General features: G+C 77.5%; 1 protein-coding gene. It reads left to right on the forward strand.

Annotation, left to right across the window (positions count from 1 at the left end; translation table 11 throughout):
- Window positions 1–4: 4 nt before the first annotated feature.
- Window positions 5–20,068 carry a non-ribosomal peptide synthase/polyketide synthase gene (locus tag ACZ58X_RS17480; RefSeq protein WP_470334507.1) on the forward strand — a complete coding sequence of 6,688 codons (20,064 nt, stop codon included), beginning with the start codon at window positions 5–7 and terminating at the stop codon, window positions 20,066–20,068.
- Window positions 20,069–20,118: the final 50 nt, after the last annotated feature.

Consider the following 20,118-nt stretch of genomic DNA (forward strand, 5'->3'; position numbering starts at 1 on the left):
GACCATGACGCCTTCGACGCCTTCGACACCCCCGGGGCCCGCACGGCGGGACCGGGCGGCCGCCCTGCCCGCCGATCTGCGGGAAGCGCTCCGGCTCCGGCTGGCCGGGACGTCCGCCGCCGCCCCGGCGGGCATCCCGCGCGCCGACCGCGACCGGCCGCTGCCGCCGTCCTCCGTCCAGCAGCGGCTCTGGTTCCTGGACCGGCTGCGGCCCGGCGACCCGCGCTACAACAGCGCGCTCGCCGTCCGGTTCACCGGGCCGCTGGACCGCACGGCGCTCGGCGGGGCGCTGACCGCCGTGGTCGCCCGGCACGAGGCGCTGCGGACCGTCTTCGAGGAGGCCGACGGCCGCCCGGTGCCGACCGTACGGCCGGCCGGGCCGGTGCCGCTGCCCGTCCGCGAGGTCGACGGCGATGCCGACCGGGGCGGCGGACTGGACGCCCTGCTGCTCGCCGAGTACTCCCGCCCCTTCGACCTGCGGCACGGACCGCTGCTGCGCGCCCTGCTGCTGCGCGAGTCCGAGCACTCCCACGTGCTCCAGCTGACCGCCCACCACATCGTCACCGACGGCTGGTCGATGGGCGTGGTCCTGGACGAACTGTGCACCGCCTACGCGGCGCTGGCCCGCGACGAGGCCCCGCGGCTGCCGCCCGTCGCCGTCCAGTACCCGGACTACGCGGCCTGGCAGCGCGAGCAGCACACCGGGCCCCGGGCGGACAGACAGCTGGCCCACTGGAAGGAACGACTGGCCGGAGCGGTGCCCCCCGAACTGCCGCTGGACCACCCCCGGCGCGGCGAGGAGGCCGGCCCCGGCGCCGTCCACCCCTTCACCGTCCCCGCCGCGCTCACCGCCCGGCTGCGCGCGCTCGCCGCCGAGCAGCACGGCACCCTGAACACCGCCCTGACGGCCGGCGTCCAGGCGCTGCTGGCCCGCTGGTCCGGGCAGCCGGACGTCACCGTCGGCTCGCTGACGCCCGGGCGCACCCGCACCGAACTGGAGCGGGCCGTCGGCTGCTTCGTCAACACGGTCGTGCTGCGCACCCGGGCCGACCCGGCCGGGTCCTTCCGCGACCTGCTGGCGGCCGCCACCAGGACCGGCAACGAGGCCCTCGCGCACGGGGACACGCCCTTCGAGCGGGTGGTCGAGGCGGTGGCCGCGCCCCGCGAGGCCGGCCGCAACCCGCTGTTCGACGTCCTGGTGCTGCTGCACCCCGCACCGCCCGCGGCCACCGCCCCGGCCGGCACCGCGATCACCCCGGTGGACGTGCCCCGGCAGGCCGCCACCTTCGACCTCAGCGTGGAGTTCGTCCCCGACGGCGAGGCGCTCACCGGCCTGCTGGAGTACCGCGCCGACCTCATCGACCCGGCCACCGCCCGCCGCACCGCCGACCAGCTGCTCCGCCTGCTGGCCGGCGCCGCCGCCGAACCGGACCGCCCGCTCGGCACTCTGCCGCTGCTCTCCCCGGCGCAGACCCGGCAGCTCGTCCACGACGGGAGCGGCACCGGGCTGCCCGTCGAACCCGCCACCCACCCCGAACTGCTGGCGCGCCGGGCGGCCCTGACACCCGACGCCCCCGCCCTGGTCGCCGGGGGCGAGACGATCGGCTACGCGGAGCTCAACACCCGCGCCAACCGCCTCGCCCACCAGCTGATCGCCCGCGGCATCGGCCCCGAACAGCTGGTCGCGCTGCACCTGCCGCGCACCGCCGACATGATCACCGCGATCCTGGCCGTCTGGAAGGCCGGCGCCGGCTACCTGCCGCTGGACCGCGCGCTGCCCGCCGAACGCGTCGGGTTCCTGCTCTCGGACGCCCGCCCGGCCCTGGTCCTGGACGAGGCGGCGCTGCGCGCGCTGCCCGCCGACGGCCCCGCCAGCGACCCCGGCGACGCCGACCGCACCGCCCCGCTGGACCCTTCCCACACCGCCTACGTGCTGTACACCTCCGGCTCCACCGGCCGCCCCAAGGGCGTCGCCGTCCCGCACCGCGCGCTGGCCCACCTGCTCGCCGCGCACCGGGCCGGCTTCGTCGCCGAGGCCGGCGGCGGCCCGCTGCGGGTCGCGCTGACCGCCTCGTTCTCCTTCGACACCTCCCTGGAGGGCGTGCTGCTGCTGGCCGACGGCCACCCGCTGCACCTGGTCGACGAGACCACCCGGACGGACCCGGCCGCCCTGGTCGAGTACGTGGTCCGCCACCGCATCGACTTCCTCGACCTCACCCCCTCCTACCTGCGCCAACTGCTGCCCGCCGGACTGCTCGACGACCCCCGGCACCGCCCCCGGGTGCTGATGCTCGGCGGCGAGGCGGTCGGCCCCCGGCTCTGGCGCGAACTCGCCGCCCACCCGGACGTCGCCGCGTACAACTACTACGGCCCCACCGAGTGCACCGTCGACGCGCTGGCCTGCCGGATCGCCGCCGAGGACCGCCCGCTGATCGGGCGCCCGCTGCCCAACCTGCGGGCGTACGTCCTGGACGACCGGCTCCGGCCGGTGCCGCCCGGGGTCGCCGGCCAGCTCCACCTGGCCGGCGAGCAGCTCGCCCGCGGCTACGCCGGCCGCCCCGGCCTGACCGCCGCCCGGTTCACCGCCGACCCGTACGGCCCGCCCGGGGCCCGGATGTACCGCACCGGCGACCTGGCCCGCTGGACGGCCGACGGACGGCTGGAGTACCTCGGGCGCGCCGATGACCAGGTCAAGGTGCGCGGCCACCGGATCGAGCCCGGCGAGGTCGAGGCGGCCCTGCTGGACCTGCCCGGGGTCGCCGCGGCCGCCGTCGCCGCCGTACCCGACCGGCACGGCCACACCCGGCTGGCCGCCTACCTGGTGTTCGCCGACGGCGCCGCCCGGACCGCCGCCGACCTGCGGGCGGCGCTGCGCCGCACCCTGCCCGACCACCTGGTGCCCGCCTCCTACACCGCCCTGGACGCCCTGCCGCTCAGCACCAGCGGCAAACTGGACCGCCGCGCCCTGCCCGCCCCCGAAGTCCACGTGCCGGAAAGGGAGTTCGTCGCCCCGCGGACCCCCGAGGAGCAGACCCTGGCGGCGATCTGGGCCGAGGTGCTCGGGGTGCCCCGGGTCGGCGTCACCGACAACTTCTTCGAGCTCGGCGGCGACTCCATCCTGAGCATCCAGGCCGTCTCCCGGGCCCGCGCGGCCGGGCTGCTGATCGGCTCCCAGGACGTCTTCCGCCACCAGAGCGTCGCCGACCTGGCCGCCGCCGCCCGCCCGGCCGGTGCCCCGGTGCGTCCCGTCCCCGCGCCGCGCCGTACGGACGAACCCGCCCCGCTCACCCCGGTACAGGAGTGGTTCCTCGCCGACCACGGCCCGCTGCGGCACTTCACCATGTCGCTGCTGCTCGACCTGCCGCACCGGCTCGACCCGCCCGCGCTGGAGGCCGCCCTGCGGGCCCTGGTCGCCGTGCACCCGGCGCTGCGCACCCGCTTCACCGACGGCCCCGACGGCCGGCGCCAACAGCCCGTGGACACCCCGGACACCGCACCGCTGAGCACGGCCGACCCGGCCCACAGCCGGGCCGAGGCCGCCGACGCCGCCCGCGCCCGCCTCGACCCGGCCACCGGCGCCCTGCTGCGCGCCGTCCTGTTCCCGGCACCCAACGGCGCCCGGCCCCAACTCCTGCTGACCGCCCACCACCTGGCCGTGGACAGCGTCTCCTGGCGGGTGCTGCTCGCCGACCTCGAACGGGCCTACCGGCAGGCCGAGTCCGGCGCCACGCCCGAGCTGGAGCCCGAGCCGGTCCCCTTCACCGACTGGGCCCACCGGCTCGCCGAACACGTCCGCTCGGGCGCGCTCGACCCGGCCCTCCCGTACTGGACGGACCGGACCGGGCAGCCGGCCCGCCCACTGCCCGTCGACCACCCCGGCACCCCGACCGCCGGCTCCGTGCGCACCCTGCGCACCCGCCTGGACACCGCCACCACCGCGGCCCTGCTGCGCAGCGTCCCCGAGGTCTACCGCACCCAGGTCAACGACGTGCTGCTGAGCGCCCTCGGCCGGGCCCTCGCCGACTGGACCGGCGAGGCGGAGGTCACCGTCGCCCTGGAGGGCCACGGCCGCGAGGACCTGTTCGACGGCCTCGACCTCAGCCGTACGGTCGGCTGGTTCACCACCCGGTACCCCGTCACCCTCGCCCCCGCCGGCCCGGCCGGAGCGCCCGACTGGGGTGCCACCCTCAAGCGGGTCAAGGAGCGGCTGCGCTCCCTCCCGCACCGGGGCCTGAGCTTCGAGGCGCTGGCCAGGCTGCGCCAGGACGACCCGGCGGCCCGCGCCCTGCGGGACGCCCCGCTGCCGCAGGTCTGCTTCAACTACCACGGCCAGTGGACCGCCCCCGCCGGCGGCGACTTCGCCCCGGCCGGCCCGGCGCCCGGCCGGGAGCTCGCCCCCGGGGAGCCGCTGGACCACCTGCTGGACGTCTCCGCCGTGGTCGCCGACGGCGAGCTGGAACTCACCTGGCACTACAGCGACCAGGTGCACGAGAGCGCCACCGTCCGCGCCCTCGCCGAGGCCACCGCCGCGGCGCTCCTCGCTCTCGTCGAGCACTGCGCCCGCCCCGGCGCGGGCGGCCGCACCCCCTCCGACTTCCCGCTCGCCGGGCTGGACCAGGCCGCCCTGGACCGCGTCGTCGGCGACGGCCGGGACGTCGAGGACCTGCTGCCGCTCACCCCGCTCCAGGAGGGCATGCTCTTCCACCGGCTGGTCGGCGGCCCCGACGACGTCTACCTCGACCAGGCCGCCCTGCTGCTGGACGGCGTCGCCGACCCGCAGGCCTTCGCCCTCGCCTGGCAGCGGGTCACCGACCGCACGCCCGCCCTGCGCACCTCGGTGGTCTGGGAGGGCGTGCCCGCCCCGCTCCAGCTGGTACGCCGCGGCGTCCGACTGCCCGTCACCCAGCACGACCTGCGGGCCCTCGACCCGGCGCAGCGGGCCGAACGCCTGGAGCGGCTGCGCGCCGAGGACCTCGCCCTGGGCCTGGACATCGCCACCGCCCCGCTGACCAGGCTCACCCTGGTCCGGCTGCCGGAGGCCCGGCTGCACCTGCTCTGGACCTCCCACCACCTGATCCTGGACGGCTGGAGCCTCGCCCAGGTGCTCACCGAGGTGTTCGAGGAGTACGCCGCCCTCACCACCGGCACCGCCTCCGCCCCCGCGGTGCGCCGCCCCTTCGGCGACTACGTGCGCTGGCTGGCCGCCCGGGACACCGCCGCCGCCCGGGCCCACTGGCGGGGCGTACTCGCGGGCTTCGCCGACGCCACCCCGCTGCCCGCCGACCGGGCCCGGCGCGAGGCCCACCGGGCCCGCTCGGCGCAGAGCCACCGCGCGGGACTGTCCGAGGAGGTCTCCGGACGGCTCGCCGACACGGCCCGCCGGGCCGGGCTCACCCTCGGCACGGTGGTGCAGGGCGCCTGGGCGCTGCTGCTGGCCCGCTACGCCGGCGAGCCGGAGGTGCTGTTCGGCACCACGGTCTCCGGCCGCCCCGAGGACCTGCCCGGCGTGGAGTCGATGATCGGCCTGTTCATCAACACGCTGCCCACCCGGGTCCGGGTGGAGAGCGGGCGCACCGCCGCCGACTGGCTGCGCGCACTCCAGGAGGACCAGGCCGAGGCCCGGCGGCACGCCGCCGTCTCGCTCGCCGAACTCACCGGCTACAGCGACCTGCCCCCGGGCGGCGCGCTGTTCGACAGCATCGTCGCCTTCGAGAACTACCCCTTCGACGACGCCCGCGCGGCCGGCACCGGGGTGCGGCTGGCCGAGGTCGCCTCCCGGGACGCCACCAACTTCCCGCTGGTGCTGCGCGCCCACCAGGGGGAGCGGCTCGGCTTCGACCTCGGGTACGACCCGGAGCTGTTCGACGCCGCGACCGTCCGCGCCCTCGCCGGGCGGCTCTGCCTGCTGCTCACCGGGCTGGCCGACGGCCTGGACCGGCCGCTGCGCGAACTCGCCTGGACCACGCCCGAGGAGCGCCGCCGGGCGACCGGCCCGGGCACCCTCCCGGCCCGGCCCCGGCGCACCCTGGTGGACCTCTTCGAGGCCCAGGCCGAGCGCACCCCGCACGCCCGGGCCGTCAGCTGCGGCGCCGAGCACCTCGACTACGCCGAACTGGACGCCCGAGCAGCCCGGTTGGCCCACCGGCTGGCCGAACTCGGCGCCGGGCCCGAGCGGTTCGTCGCCCTCGCGCTGCCCCGGACGGCCGAGCTGGTGGTCGCCGTGCTCGCCGTGCTCAAGACCGGCGCGGCCTACCTGCCGCTCGACCCGGACCTGCCCGCCGAGCGCCGCGCCGAACTGCTCGGCGACGCCGCCCCGGTGGCCCTGGTGACGCTCACCGCCGGGCCCGCCGACGTGCCGGTGGTCGCCCTGGCGGACCGCGCCGTGCGCGCCGACCTGGACCGCCGCCCGGCCGCCCCGCTCGGCCCCCGCCACCGCCCGCTGCCCGACAGCCCCGCCTACGCCATCTACACCTCCGGCTCCACCGGCCGTCCCAAGGGCGTCGTGGTGCCGCACGCCAACGTGGTCCGGCTGTTCGACCACACCCGGGAGCTCCTCGGTTTCGGCCCGCAGGACGTCTGGACGCTGTTCCACTCCTACACCTTCGACTTCTCGGTCTGGGAGCTCTGGGGCCCGCTGCTGCACGGCGGCCGACTGGTCGTGGTGCCCGCGGACACCGCCCGCGACCCGGAGGCGTTCCTCCGGCTGCTCGCCGACGAGGGCGTCACGGTGCTCAACCAGACCCCGTCCGCGTTCCGGCCGCTGATCCGCGCCGACGCCGAACACCCGGAACTGTCACGCCGGTTGGCGCTGCGCACGGTCGTCTTCGGCGGCGAGGCGCTGGACGTCACCCGGCTCGCCGACTGGTACGCCCGCCACCCCCAGGACGCCCCGCGCCTGGTCAACATGTACGGCATCACCGAGACCACCGTGCACGTCACCCACGCCCCGCTGGACGCCGCCACCGCCGCCGCGGGCGGCCCGGCCCCGATCGGCGACGGCCTGGCCGACCTGCGGCTGTACCTGCTGGACGCCGACCTCGCACCCGTCCCCCCGGGCGCGGTCGGCGAGCTGTACGTGGCGGGGGAGGGCCTGGCCCGCGGCTACCTGAACCGGCCCGGGCTGACCGCCGCCCGCTTCCTCGCCGACCCCTTCGGCGCTCCGGGCACCCGGATGTACCGCACCGGCGACCGGGCCCGCCGGTCGGCCGACGGCGGCACCCTGCACTACCTGGGCCGGTCCGACCAGCAGGTCAAGATCCGCGGCTTCCGGATCGAGCCCGGCGAGGTCGAGGCCGCCCTGCTCACCCACCCCGGCGTCGGCCAGGCCGCCGTGGGCGTGCACCAGGACGCCGGCGGCACCCGCCGGCTGGTCGCCCACGTCGTCGCCGGGGAGGGCGCGGCCGAGCCGCCGTCCGCCGCCGAACTGCGCGCCCACCTGGAGCGGCTGCTGCCCGCCTACCTGGTGCCCGCCGGCTACGTCCCGATGGCGGCGCTGCCGCTCACCCCCAACGGCAAGCTCGACCGGCGCGCACTGCCCGCCCCCGGACCGGACGGCTACCCGGGGACGGCCGGCCGGGACCGCACCGCACCGCGCACCTTGGCCGAGCGGCTGGTGGCGCGGGCCTGGGCGGCCGTGCTGGACACCGGCGAGATCGCCGCCGAGGACGACTTCTTCGCGCTCGGCGGCGACTCCATCCTCGCCGTGCGGGCCACCGCCCGGCTGCGCGAGGCCTTCGGCCGGGCTGAGCTCTCCCCCCGGGTGCTGTTCGACCACCCCGTGCTGGCCCGGCTCGCCGAGGCGCTCGCGGCCGCCGGGGGCGGGCAACCCGCCGGATCCGGCCCGGCCGCCGGCCCGGTCATCGGCCCGGCCGCCGGCCCGGCCGTCGGCCCGGTCATCCCGGTCCTCGCGGACGCCGACGCCGCCGAACCGCCGCTGTCGTACGCCCAGCAGCGGCTCTGGTTCCTCGACCGCTTCCAGCCGGGCGGCACCGACTGGACCACGCTGTCCGCCCTGCGACTGCGCGGCACGCTCGACCCGGGCGCCCTGGGCGCGGCCCTGGACGCCCTGGTCGAACGGCACCCGGCGCTGCGCACCACCTTCGCCGAACGGGACGGCGTGGCCCGGCAGGTGGTCCACCCGCCGTACCCCGTCGAGCTGCCCTGCGAGGACCTCGACCCGGCCGCCCTGGAGGCGCTGCTGGAGCGGATCGCCGTCGCCCCCTTCGACCTGGCCGCCGGCCCGCTGTTGCGCGCCCGGCTGGCCCGGACGGCCCCGGACGAGCACGTGCTCGTCCTGGCGGTGCACCACATCGTCACCGACGGCTGGTCGATCGGCGTGCTCGGCCGCGACCTCGGTGAGCTGTACGCCGCCGCGCTCGCCGGCCGCCGCCCCGAGCTGCCCGAACTGCCCGTCCGCTACATCGACTTCGCCGCCTGGCAGCGCGGCCGCGGCGACCGCGCCGAGGCGGAGCTCGACCACTGGCGGAAGACCCTGGCCGGGCTGCCGCCGCTGGAACTGCCCACCGACCGGCCGCGCCCGGCCGTACGCGACACCGAGGGCGCGCTGGTCACCTTCACCCTGCCCGCCGAGCTGACCGGTCGGCTGCGCGAACGCGGCCGGGAGGCCGACGCCACCCTGTACACCGTGCTGCTGGCGGCCTGCCAGGTGCTGCTGGCCCGCTGGTCCGGGCAGCGGGACTTCGCCGTCGGCACCGTCACCTCCGGCCGCGAGCAGGGCGAACTCCACGACGTGGTCGGCATGTTCGTCAACACCCTGGTGCTGCGCGGCACCGTCCGCCCGGAGGAGCCGTTCCGCGCGCTGCTGGCCCGGGCCCGCGGCACCCTGCTCGACGCCCTGGCCCACCAGGAGGTGCCCTTCGAACGGCTGGTGGACGCCCTCCAGCCGGAGCGGGACACCAGCCGCACCCCGCTCTTCCAGGTCATGGTGGCCCTGCACAACCTCGGCGCCGAGGCACCCCGGCTGCCCGGGCTGACGGCGCAGCCGCTCACCCCGCCGGTGCGCACCGCCGGCTTCGACCTCTCCTTCGACTTCGTCGAACGCGACGGCGGCCTCACCGGCCACCTGGAGTACAGCACCGCGCTGTTCGACGCCCGCACCGCCGAACTGCTGGCCGAGCGGCTCACCGTGCTGCTGACGGCCGTCGCCGACGGCCCGGACACCCCGGTCGGCGCCCTGCCGCTGATGACCGCCGAGGAGCGCGACCGCACCCTGCGGCAGGGGTACGGCGAACCGCTGCCGCCGGCGCCCGACACCACCTTCACCGCCCTGTTCGAGGCCCGGGCCGCCCGCACCCCGCACGCCACCGCCCTGGTCGCCCGGGACGCCACCCTCGACTTCGCCGCACTCAACGCCCGCGCCAACCGGCTGGCCCGCCACCTGGTCGCCCTCGGCGCCGGCCCCGAGCAGCTGGTCGCGATCCGGCTGCCGCGCGGCTCCGAACTGCTGGTGGCCCTGTTCGCGGTGCTCAAGGCCGGCGCCGCGGTGCTCTTCGTCGACCCGGAGCTGCCCGAGGAGCGCGCCGCGCTGCTGCTCGACGACGCCCGGCCGCAGGCCGTGCTGACCGAGCGCACCCTGCGCGGGACGCCCTGGGAGAGCCTGCCCGACCACGACCTGACCGACGCCGACCGGACGTCGCCGCTGCACCCGTCCAGCACCGCCTACGTGGTCTTCACCTCCGGCTCCACCGGCCGCCCCAAGGGCGTCGCCGTCGAACACCGCCAGCTGGTCAACCTCTGCCGCGACCACCGGCTCGGCCTGGTCGACCCGCACACCGCCGACGGCGAACGGCTGCGGGTCGCGCTCAGCGCCTCCTTCTCCTTCGACACCAGCTGGGAGGGCCCGCTGCTGCTCGCCCTCGGCCAGGAGATCCACCTGATCGACGAGGACGTCCGACTGGACCCGCAGGCCTTCTGCGCGCTGGTCGCCGACCGCCGCCTCGACCTGGTCAACGTCACCCCGTCCTTCCTGCGTGAACTCACCGCCGCCGGGCTGCTCGCCCCCGGCCGCCACCACCCCCGGCTGCTGCTGGTCGGCGGCGAGGCCGTCCCCGCCGCCACCTGGCGTCAACTCGCCTCCGCCCGGGCCGACTTCGGCGTCACCGCGTACAACGTGTACGGGCCCACCGAGTGCACCGTCGACGCCACCTGGGCCCGCTGCGCCGACCACCCCGAGCGCCCCGTCATCGGCCGCCCCGGCCGGGGCCTGAGCGCCCACGTGCTGGACGGCGCGCTGCGCCCGGTGCCGCCCGGCATGCCGGGGGAGCTGTACCTGGCCGGCGCCCAGGTCGCCCGCGGCTACCTGAACCGGCCCGGCCTGACCGCCGCCCGCTTCCTCGCCGACCCGTACGGCCCGCCCGGCTCCCGGATGTACCGCACCGGCGACCTGGCCCGCCGGGACGCCCGGGGACAGCTGGAGTTCCTCGGCCGGGCCGACGAACAGGTCAAGATCCGCGGCTTCCGGATCGAACCCGGTGAGGTGGAGGCCGCCCTGCTGGCCCACCCGGACCTCGCCGACTGCGCGGTCGCCGCCCGCGAGCACGCCGGGCGCACCGTGCTGGTCGGCTACCCGGTACCGGCCGCCGACCGGGTGCCGCCCGCCGACGACCTGCGGGCCTGGCTGCGGCGCACCCTGCCCGACCACCTGGTGCCCGCCGCCTTCGTCCCGCTGGTCCGGATCCCGCGCACCGTCAGCGGCAAGACCGACCGCCGCGCCCTGCCCGCACCGCCCGCCCAGCCCGACCGCTCCACCCCGTACGTCGCCCCGGCGCCCGGCACCGAGCAGCGGCTCGCCGAGATCTGGGCCCAGGTGCTCGGCGTCGAACGGGTCGGCGCCCGGGACAACTTCTTCGCGCTCGGCGGCGACTCCATCCTGAGCATCCAGATCGTCTCCCGGGCCCGGGCCGCCGGGCTGGCGCTGACCACCAAGGACGTCTTCCGGCACCAGAGCGTGGCCGAACTGGCCCTGTTCACCGAGGAACTGGCCGAACGCCAGGACGTCGAGGCGGAGCCCGCCGAGGCGCCGCTCACCCCGATCCAGCACTGGTACCTGGACACCCGCCGCCCCGGCGAACCGCTGCGCTTCACCATGACCCAGCGCCTGGAACTCGCCCCCGGCACCGACCCGACGGCCCTGCGCGAAGCCGTCCACGCCCTGGTCCGGCACCACCCGGCGCTGCGCACCCGCTTCCGCCCGGGCCCGGACGGCTGGCGCCAGGAGGTCGCCGAGCAGCCGCCCGGCGGCCTGTTCACCCACCACCCGGCCGCCGGCCTCGACCCCGCCGCCCTGGAGGCCGAGGTCCAGCACGCCACCGACGCCGCCCAGCGCTCGCTCGACCCGGTCCAGGGCCGCACCGTGCGCGCCCTGTTCTTCGACCGCGGCCCGCGGCAGCCCGGCCAACTCGTCCTCACCGTCCACCACCTGGCCGTCGACGGGGTGTCCTGGCGGATCCTGCTGGCCGACCTCGACACCGCCCACCACGCCGCCCGCACCGGCGCCCCGGTCACCCTGCCCCCGGAGGGCACCACCCACGGCCGGTGGGCCGCCCGGCTGGAGCGGCACACCCGCGCGGGCGCCCTGGACGCCCACACCGCCCACTGGACCCGCACCGGCGCGGCCCCGGCCGCACTGCCCGCCGGCCGCCCCGGCGCCAACACCCAGGCCGGCGCCGCCACCCTCGCCGTGACCCTGGACCGGGCCACCACCGCGGCCCTGCTGCGTGAGGCGCCCGCCGCCTACCGCACCCAGGTCAACGACGTGCTGCTCAGCGCCCTGGGCCGCACCCTGGCCCGCTGGTGCGGCCGGGACGAGGTGCTGATCGGCGTCGAGGGGCACGGCCGCGAGGACCTCTTCGACGACCTCGACCTCTCCCGCACCGTCGGCTGGTTCACCGCGGAGTTCCCGCTCGCCCTGCGCGTCGACCCGGCCGCGGGCTGGCACCACACCCTGCGGGCCGTCAAGGAGCAGCTGCGCGCCGTCCCGCTGCGCGGCCTGAGCCACGGCGCGCTGCGGTACCTCCACCCGGACGGCCCGCTGACCGGCGGCGCCGCCCCGCAGGTCGGCTTCAACTACCACGGCCGCTTCGACCCCGGCGTCGTCGACCCCGACAGCGTCGAATCCGGCGACGGCCCCGGCGCCGACGGCCTGGTCCGCGGCCAGCTGCCCCCGGCCGGGCGCGACACCGACCCGGACGAACCGCGCCCCTACCTGCTGGAGGTCACCGGAGCCGTCCAGGACGGCCGCCTCGAACTGGCCTGGACCTACCCCGCGGAGATCTACCAGGAGGCCACCGTCCGCGGCCTCGCCGAGGAGATGCGCACCGCCCTGCGCGAACTGGCCGAGCACTGCGCCCGGCCCGACGCCGGCGGGCGCACCCCGTCCGACTTCCCGCTGGCCGGCCTCGACCAGCCCCAGCTGGACCGGCTGGTCGGCGACGGCCGCGAGACCGAGGACGTGCTGCCGCTCACCCCGCTGCAGTCCGGCATGCTCTTCCACGGCCTGGTCGACACCGAGGACGCCTACGTCGACCGGATCGCGGTGCGCCTCGCCGGGGTCGGCGACCCGCGGGCCTTCGCCGCCGCCTGGCAGCGGGTCGCCGACCGCACCCCGGCGCTGCGCTCCGCCGTGCACTGGCGCGGCCTGCCGCACCCCGTCCAACTGGTCGCCCGGCACGCCGTGTTGCCCGTGCGCCACCTCGACCTCGGCGACCCGGACCGGCAGCAGCTGGCGGCCGAGACCGACCGGCTGCTCGCAGAGGAGCGGGCCACCCCGATGGAGCTGACCACCGCGCCGCTCACCCGGCTCACCCTGGCCGCCCTGCCCGGCGACGAGGTGCTGCTGCTGTGGTCCACCCACCACCTGGTCCTGGACGGCTGGAGCACCGGCCAGCTGCTCACCGAGGTCTGCGAGGAGTACGCCGCGCTCACCGGCGGCCCCCAGGCCCCGCGGCCGGTCCGCCGCCCCTTCGCGGACTTCCTGGGCTGGCTGGGCGCACGCGACCGGCCCGCCGCCGAGGCGCACTGGAGCGCCGCCCTGCACGGCTTCACCGCCCGCACCCCGCTCCCGTACGACCGCCGCCCGGCCGAGGCCCACCGGGCCCGCTCCACCGCCGCCGTCCACCGCGAGCTGGACGAGCCGCTCACCCGGCGGCTGCGCGACCGGGCCGCCGCCGCCGGACTGACCGTCAACACCGTGCTGGAGGGCGCCTGGGGCCTGCTGCTGGCCCGGCACGGCGGCGGCGAGGACGTGGTCTTCGGCACCACCGTGTCCGGCCGCCCCGCCGAACTGCCCGGCGTGGAGTCGATGATCGGCCTGTTCATCAACACCGTCCCCACCCGGGTCCGCCTGGCCCCCGGCGGCGTGCTGCCCTGGCTGCGGGACCTCCAGGCGCGCCAGAGCGAGGCCCGCGCCCACGACCACCTGTCCCTGACCCGGATCCAGGCCCTCGGCGAACTGCCCGCCGGGGAGCCGCTGTTCGACAGCATGCTGGTCTTCGAGAACTACCCGGTGGACGAGTCCGCCGCGGCCCGCACCGGCGTCCGGGTGGTCGAGGTGCGCGCCGACGACGCCACCACCTTCCCCTGGTGCCTGCGCGCCCAGCTGGGCGACCGGCTCGGCCTCGACCTCGCCTACGACCCCGCGCTGTTCGACCACCGGACCGCCGAGGACGCCGCCGACCGGCTCGCCCTGCTGCTCACCGCCCTCACCGAGGCCCTCGCCGACGGCCGCGACTTCGACGCGCTGGAGGCGCTCACCCCGGCCGACCGCACCCTGCTCGCCGACTGGCGGGCCACCGCCCGCCCGGCCGCACCCCGCAGCCCGCTGACCGTCCTCGCCGGGCACGTCCGGCGCACCCCCGACGCCCCCGCCGTGCGCGAGGGCGAACACCGGCTGACGTACCGGCAGCTCGACGAGTGGTCCGACCGGCTCGCCGGCCGGCTGCTCGCCGAGGGCCTGGCCCCCGAGGAGCCGGTCGCGCTGGAACTGGAGCGCTCGACCCGACTGGTCGTCGCCCAACTGGCCGTCCTCAAGGCGGGCGGCGCCTACCTGCCCGTCGACCTCCGGGCCCCCGAGGAGCGCCGCCGCACCCTGCTCGCCCGGGCCGGTGCCACCCGGCGGCTCACCGCCGACCTGGTCGCCGCCGCCCGCACCGCCCCGGCGCCCGGCCGGCTGCCGCCCGCCGACCCCGACCGGCTGGCCTACGTGATGCACACCTCCGGCTCCACCGGCGAGCCCAAGGCCGTCGCCGTCCGGCACCGCGACGTCGCCTCGCTCGGCACCGACGGCCGCTTCGCCGACGGCCGCTGCGCCCGGGTGCTGCTGCACTCCCCGGTGGCCTTCGACGCCGCCACCTTCGAGGTCTGGGCCCCGCTGCTGACCGGCGGCTGCGTGCTCGTCGCCCCCGCCGGTCCGGTGGACGCCGCGCTGCTGCGCCGCCTCGCCGGACCGCAGGGGCCGACCGCGCTCTGGCTCACCGCCGGGCTCTTCCGGCTGCTCGCCCAGGACGCCCCCGACTGCTTCGCCGGCCTGCGCACCCTGTGGACCGGCGGCGACGTGGTGCCCGCCACGGCCGTGCGCCGGGTGCTGGCCGCCTGCCCCGGGCTGACCGTGGTGGACGGCTACGGCCCCACCGAGACCACCACCTTCGCCACCGCCCACGAACTCGCCGACCCGGCCGCCGTCCCCGACCCCGTGCCGATCGGCCGCCCGCTGGACGACCGGCGGGTCCACGTCCTGGACGGCCGGCTGCGGCCCGTCCCGCCCGGCTGCGCGGGCGAGCTGTACCTCGCCGGCGAGGGCGTGGCCCGCGGCTACCTCGGCCGCCCCGGCGCGACCGCCGCCCGCTTCCTCGCCGACCCGTACGGCCCGCCCGGCACCCGGATGTACCGCACCGGGGACGTGGCCCGGCGCCGCCACGACGGCACCGTCGAGTTCCTCGGCCGGGCCGACGACCAGGTCAAGATCCGCGGCTTCCGGGTCGAGCCCGCCGAGGTGGAGGCCGCCCTCGCCGCCCACCCCGGGGTGACCGACGTCGCCGTGGTCGCCCGCACCGACCGGCCCGGCGCCCGCCGGCTGGTCGCCTACACCGTCGGCACCGCCGACCCCGAGGGCCTGCGGGACTTCGCCGCCCGCACCCTGCCCGACTACCTGGTCCCCGCCGCCTTCGTCCCGCTCACCGCCCTCCCGCTGAGCCGCAACGGCAAGGTCGACCGCGCCGCGCTCCCCGCACCGGAGCAGCGGCACACCGCCGGAGCCGCCGAACGGGTCGAGCCGCGCACCGGGGCCGAACGCCGGGCCGCCGAGGTCTTCGGCGAGGTGCTGGGCATCCGCCCGCCCGGCGTGACGGAGGGCTTCTTCGCGCTCGGCGGCGACTCCATCCTCAGCATCCGCCTCGCCACCCGCCTCACCGAGGCCTTCGGCACCGAGCTGACGCCCCGCGCGGTGTTCGACCATCCCACCCCGGCCGGACTGGCCGAACTGCTCACCGGGCGGCCCGGCCCGGACCGGCCGCCCACCGCCCCCGTGGCGCCCCTGGTCCCGGTCGCCCGGGACGGCGCGGCGCCGATGTCCTACGCCCAGCAACGCCTCTGGTTCCTGGAGGAGTTCGCACCCGGCGGCGCCGAGTACGTGACCGCCCTCGCCCTGCGGCTGCGCGGCCCGCTGGACCGCGACGCCCTCGGTACGGCGCTGACCGCCCTGGTCGCCCGGCACGAGTCGCTGCGCACCACCTTCGACGGCGTCGACGGCCACGGCGTCCAGCTCGTCCACCCGCCCCACCCGGTGCCGCTGCCCCGCCACGACCTCGCCGAACTGCCGCCCGGGGAGCGGGAGGAGGCCCTGCGCGGCCGGCTCGCCGCCGAACGCGCCCGCCCCTTCGACCTGCGCCGGGGCCCGCTGCTGCGCCCCGCGCTGGTCCGGCTCGCCGACGCCGACCACGTCCTGGCCCTGACCCTGCACCACATCGTCACCGACGGCTGGTCCAACGCCGTCCTGCTCACCGACCTGGCCCACCTCTACCGCGCCGCCCTCGACCCAGCCCACCCGCCGCTCGCCCCGCTGCCGGTGCAGTACGCTGACCACGCCCACTGGCAGCGCGGCCACGACGCCACCGACCAGCTCGCTTACTGGAAGGCGCAGTTGGCCGACATCGACCCGGTCCGGCTGCCGCTCGACCGGCCCCGGCCGACGGTCCGCACCAGCTCCGCGGGCAGCGTCCGGATCGACCTGCCCGCCGACACCGCCCGGGGGCTCGCCCGGGTCGCCCGCGAGGGCGACGCCACCCTGTTCACCACCCTGGTCGCCGCCGCCCAGGCCTACCTGGCCCGGCTCGGCGGCGACCGGGACATCGCCGTCGGCACCGTCACCGCCGGCCGTGAGCACCCCGGGACCCAGCAGCTGATCGGCTTCTTCGTCAACACCCTGGTGCTGCGCTCCCGGATCGAACCCGGGCAGCCCTTCACCGCCTTCCTCGCCGAGGTCCGGCAGACCGTCCGGGACGCCTTCGCCCACCAGGACGTGCCCTTCGAGCGGGTGGTCGACGAGGTGCAGCCGGTGCGCGACACCAGCCGCAGCCCGCTCTTCCAGGTGCTGGTCGTCCTGCAGAACACCCCGACGGCCGAACTCGACCTGCCGGGCCTGGAGGTGACCGACGTCCCGATCGACGCCACCGGCACGGCCTTCGACCTGGTGCTGGAGTTCGCCCGCGGCGACGACGGCGCGCTGCACGGCCAACTCACCTACAACACCGACCTGTTCGAGTCCGCCACCGCCGAGCGGATGGCCGAGCAGCTGGCCACCCTGCTGACCGCCGTCACCGCGGACCCGCAGTGCGCCCTCGGCTCCCTGCCGCTGGCCGGCCCCGACCGGCTCGCCGCCGAACTCGCCCTGGCCACCGGTGACTTCCCACCGGTGCCGGCGGCGACCCTGCCCCAGCTGTTCGAACGGCAGGCGGCCCACACCCCCGACGCGCCCGCCCTGCTCGACGGCGACCGGGTGATCGGCTACGCCGAACTCGACCGCGCGGCCAACCGCCTGGCCCGGCAGCTGATCCGCGAGGGCATCGGACCGGAGCGGCTGGTCGCCCTCGCCCTGCCCCGCTCGGCGGCCGCCGTGGTCGCCCAGCTCGCCGTCGCCAAGGCCGGCGGCGCCTTCCTCCCGGTCGACCCCGACTACCCGCCCGCCCGGCGGGAGTTCATGGTCCGCGACGCGGGCGCCACCGTCCTGATCGACGACCCCGCCCGGGTGTGGGCCGCCGACGGCCCCGACACCGCCCCCACCGACGCCGACCGCACCACCCCCCTCACCCCCGGACACCCGGCGTACGTCGTCTACACCTCCGGCTCCACCGGCACCCCCAAGGGCGTCGTGGTCACCCACGCCGGACTCGCCTCCTTCGCGGCCGCCGCCGCCCGGCAGTACGCCGTCGGCCCCGGCGACCGGGTGCTCCAGTTCGCCTCGCCCAGCTTCGACGCCTCCGTACTGGAACTGTGCATCTCCCTGCTCAGCGGCGCCGCCCTGGTCACCGGCGAGGAGGGCCCGCTGGTCGGCGAACGCCTCGCCGAGGCCCTCGCCGGACGCCGGATCAGCCACGCCCTGATCCCCCCGGCGGCCCTGGCCACCCTCGAACCCGGCACCGCCGACGCGCTGCCCGACCTGCGCACCCTGGTGGTCGGCGCCGAAGCCTGCCCCGCCGACCTGGTCGACACCTGGGCCCCCGGCCGCCGCATGGTCAACTCCTACGGCCCCACCGAGGCCACCGTGGTCGCCACCTGGACCGGCCCGCTCACCCCCGGCACCGGCACCGCACCCCCCATCGGCCACCCCAGCGGCGCCACCCGCGCCTACCTGCTCGACGCCGCCCTGCGCCCCGTCCCGCCCGGCGTGACCGGCGAACTCCACCTGGCCGGCCCCGGCCTGGCCCGCGGCTACCTCGGCCGCCCCGGCCTGACCGCCCGGCGCTTCCTGCCCGACCCGTACGGCGCCCCCGGCACGCGGATGTACCGCACCGGGGACCTCGCCCGCCGCGACGCCGACGGCCGGCTGCGCTACTGCGGCCGCGCCGACGACCAGATCAAGCTGCGCGGCTTCCGGATCGAACCGGGCGAGATCGAGAGCGCGCTGCGCCGCAGCCCGCTGGTGCGCGACGCCGTCGTCACCGTCCGCACCGACGCCCCCGGCGGCGGGCGGCTGGTCGCCCACGTCGTCCACACAGACCCGGCCGCCGCCGCCCTCGACCCGGCCGGCACCGCCCTCGAACTGCGCGCCCGGCTCGCCGAGTCACTGCCCCCGCACCTCGTCCCCGCCGTGTTCGTCCCACTGGAGCGGCTGCCGCTCACCCCCAACGGCAAGACCGACCGCCGGGCCCTGCCCGACCCCGGCCCGGTGCGGGCCTCGACCGGCCCGCACCGCCCGCCGCAGAACGACACCGAACGCCGGATCGCCCGGATCTGGGCCGACGTCCTCGGCGTCGAACAGGTCGGCGCCGACGACAACTTCTTCCTGCTCGGCGGCGACTCCATCCTCAGCATGCAGGTGGTCTCCCGACTGCGCCGGGACGGCCTGCACCTGGCCACCCGCGACCTCTTCACCCACCAGACCGTCGCCGAACTCGCCACCGTGGTGCGCGGCGCCCCCGACCGCGCCGACGACGGACCGGTCACCGGCGCCGTGCCGCTCACCCCGATCCAGACGTGGTTCCTCACCACCCCGCGCGCCGCCCACCACCACTTCAACCAGTCCGCGCTGCTCGAACTCGGCCCCGACCCCGACCAACCCGCCCTGCGCGCAGCCCTGGAGGCCGCGCTGGACGCCCTGCTGGAGCACCACGACGCGCTGCGGATGCGCTTCACCCACGACGCCTCCGGCTGGCACCAGTTCAACCCGCCGCCCGCCCGCACCGCGGACCTCCTGGTCCACCACGACCTGACCGGGCAGTCGCCCGAGTCCGCCGAAAGCGCCCTCGCCAAGGCCGCCGACGAGCTGCACGGCGGCTTCGACCTGGCCCACGGCCCGTTGCTGCGCGCCGCCCTGTTCACCTTCACCGGCGAGCCGGACCGCCCGCCGCTGCTCCTGCTGGTCGCCCACCACCTGGTGATCGACGCCGTCTCCTGGCGGGTGCTGCGCGACGACCTGGAGAGCGCCTACCACCAGGCCCGCGCGGGCGGCCCGATCGGCCTGGGGGAGCGCGGCACCTCCTTCCGGGACTGGGCCCGGCGGCTCGCCGCCCATGTCGCCGAGGGCGGCCTCGACCACGAACTGCCCTACTGGGAGCAGGCGGTGACGGGCCGCGCCGAACCGCCCGCGCGCCCCGCCGACGGCCCCGCCGACGGCCGCGCCGACGGATCCGGCGCCGGCGCCGAGACCGCGGCCGTCACGGTGGAACTCGACGAGGCGGACACCGAGGCCCTGCTGCGCGCCGCCCCCGCCGCCTACCGCACCCGGGTCAACGACGTGCTGCTGGCCGCCCTCGCCCTCGCCCTGGCCCGCTGGACCGGGCAGTCCCGGATCCGCCTCGACCTGGAGGGCCACGGCCGGGAGGACCTGCTGGACGGCGTCGACCTGACCCGTACGGTCGGCTGGTTCACCACCGTCCACCCGGTCGGCCTCGATGTCCCCGCGCCCGAACAGCTCGGCCCCGACCGCGACTGGCGCGCCCTGGTCAAGGCCGTCCGCCGGCAACTGCGCGCCGTGCCCGGCAACGGGCTCGGCTTCGGCGCCCTGCGCACCTTCGGCCCGCCCGAGGTCCGCGAACGCCTCGCCGCCGCAGCCCACGGCCAGGTGGTCTTCAACTACCTCGGCCAGTGGGACGCCCGCCCCGAGGCCGGGGGCCAGGGCCTGGTCCGCGCCGAACTCGGCTCCTGCGGCCAGGACCACGACCCCCGTGACCCCGGCTCCCACCCGCTGGAGGTGGTCGGCGCCGCCCAGCGGGGCCGGCTCGCCTTCACCTGGCACCACCGCCCCGCCGTCCACGACCCGGCCGAGGTGCGCCGGGCCGCCGAGGAGTTCGCCGAGGCGCTGCGCCACATCGCCCGGCACGCCCGGCAGGGCCGCTGACCCGCTGACCCGCTGACCCGCTGACCCGCTGACCCGTACCGACCCACGAG

The organism is Kitasatospora sp. NPDC040550 (assembly GCF_055594965.1).

Coding starts and splice junctions, on each gene's coding strand:
- ACZ58X_RS17480 (WP_470334507.1), top strand. CDS start 5: ATGACGCCTTCGACGCCTTCGACACCCCCGGGGCCCGCACGGCGGGAC.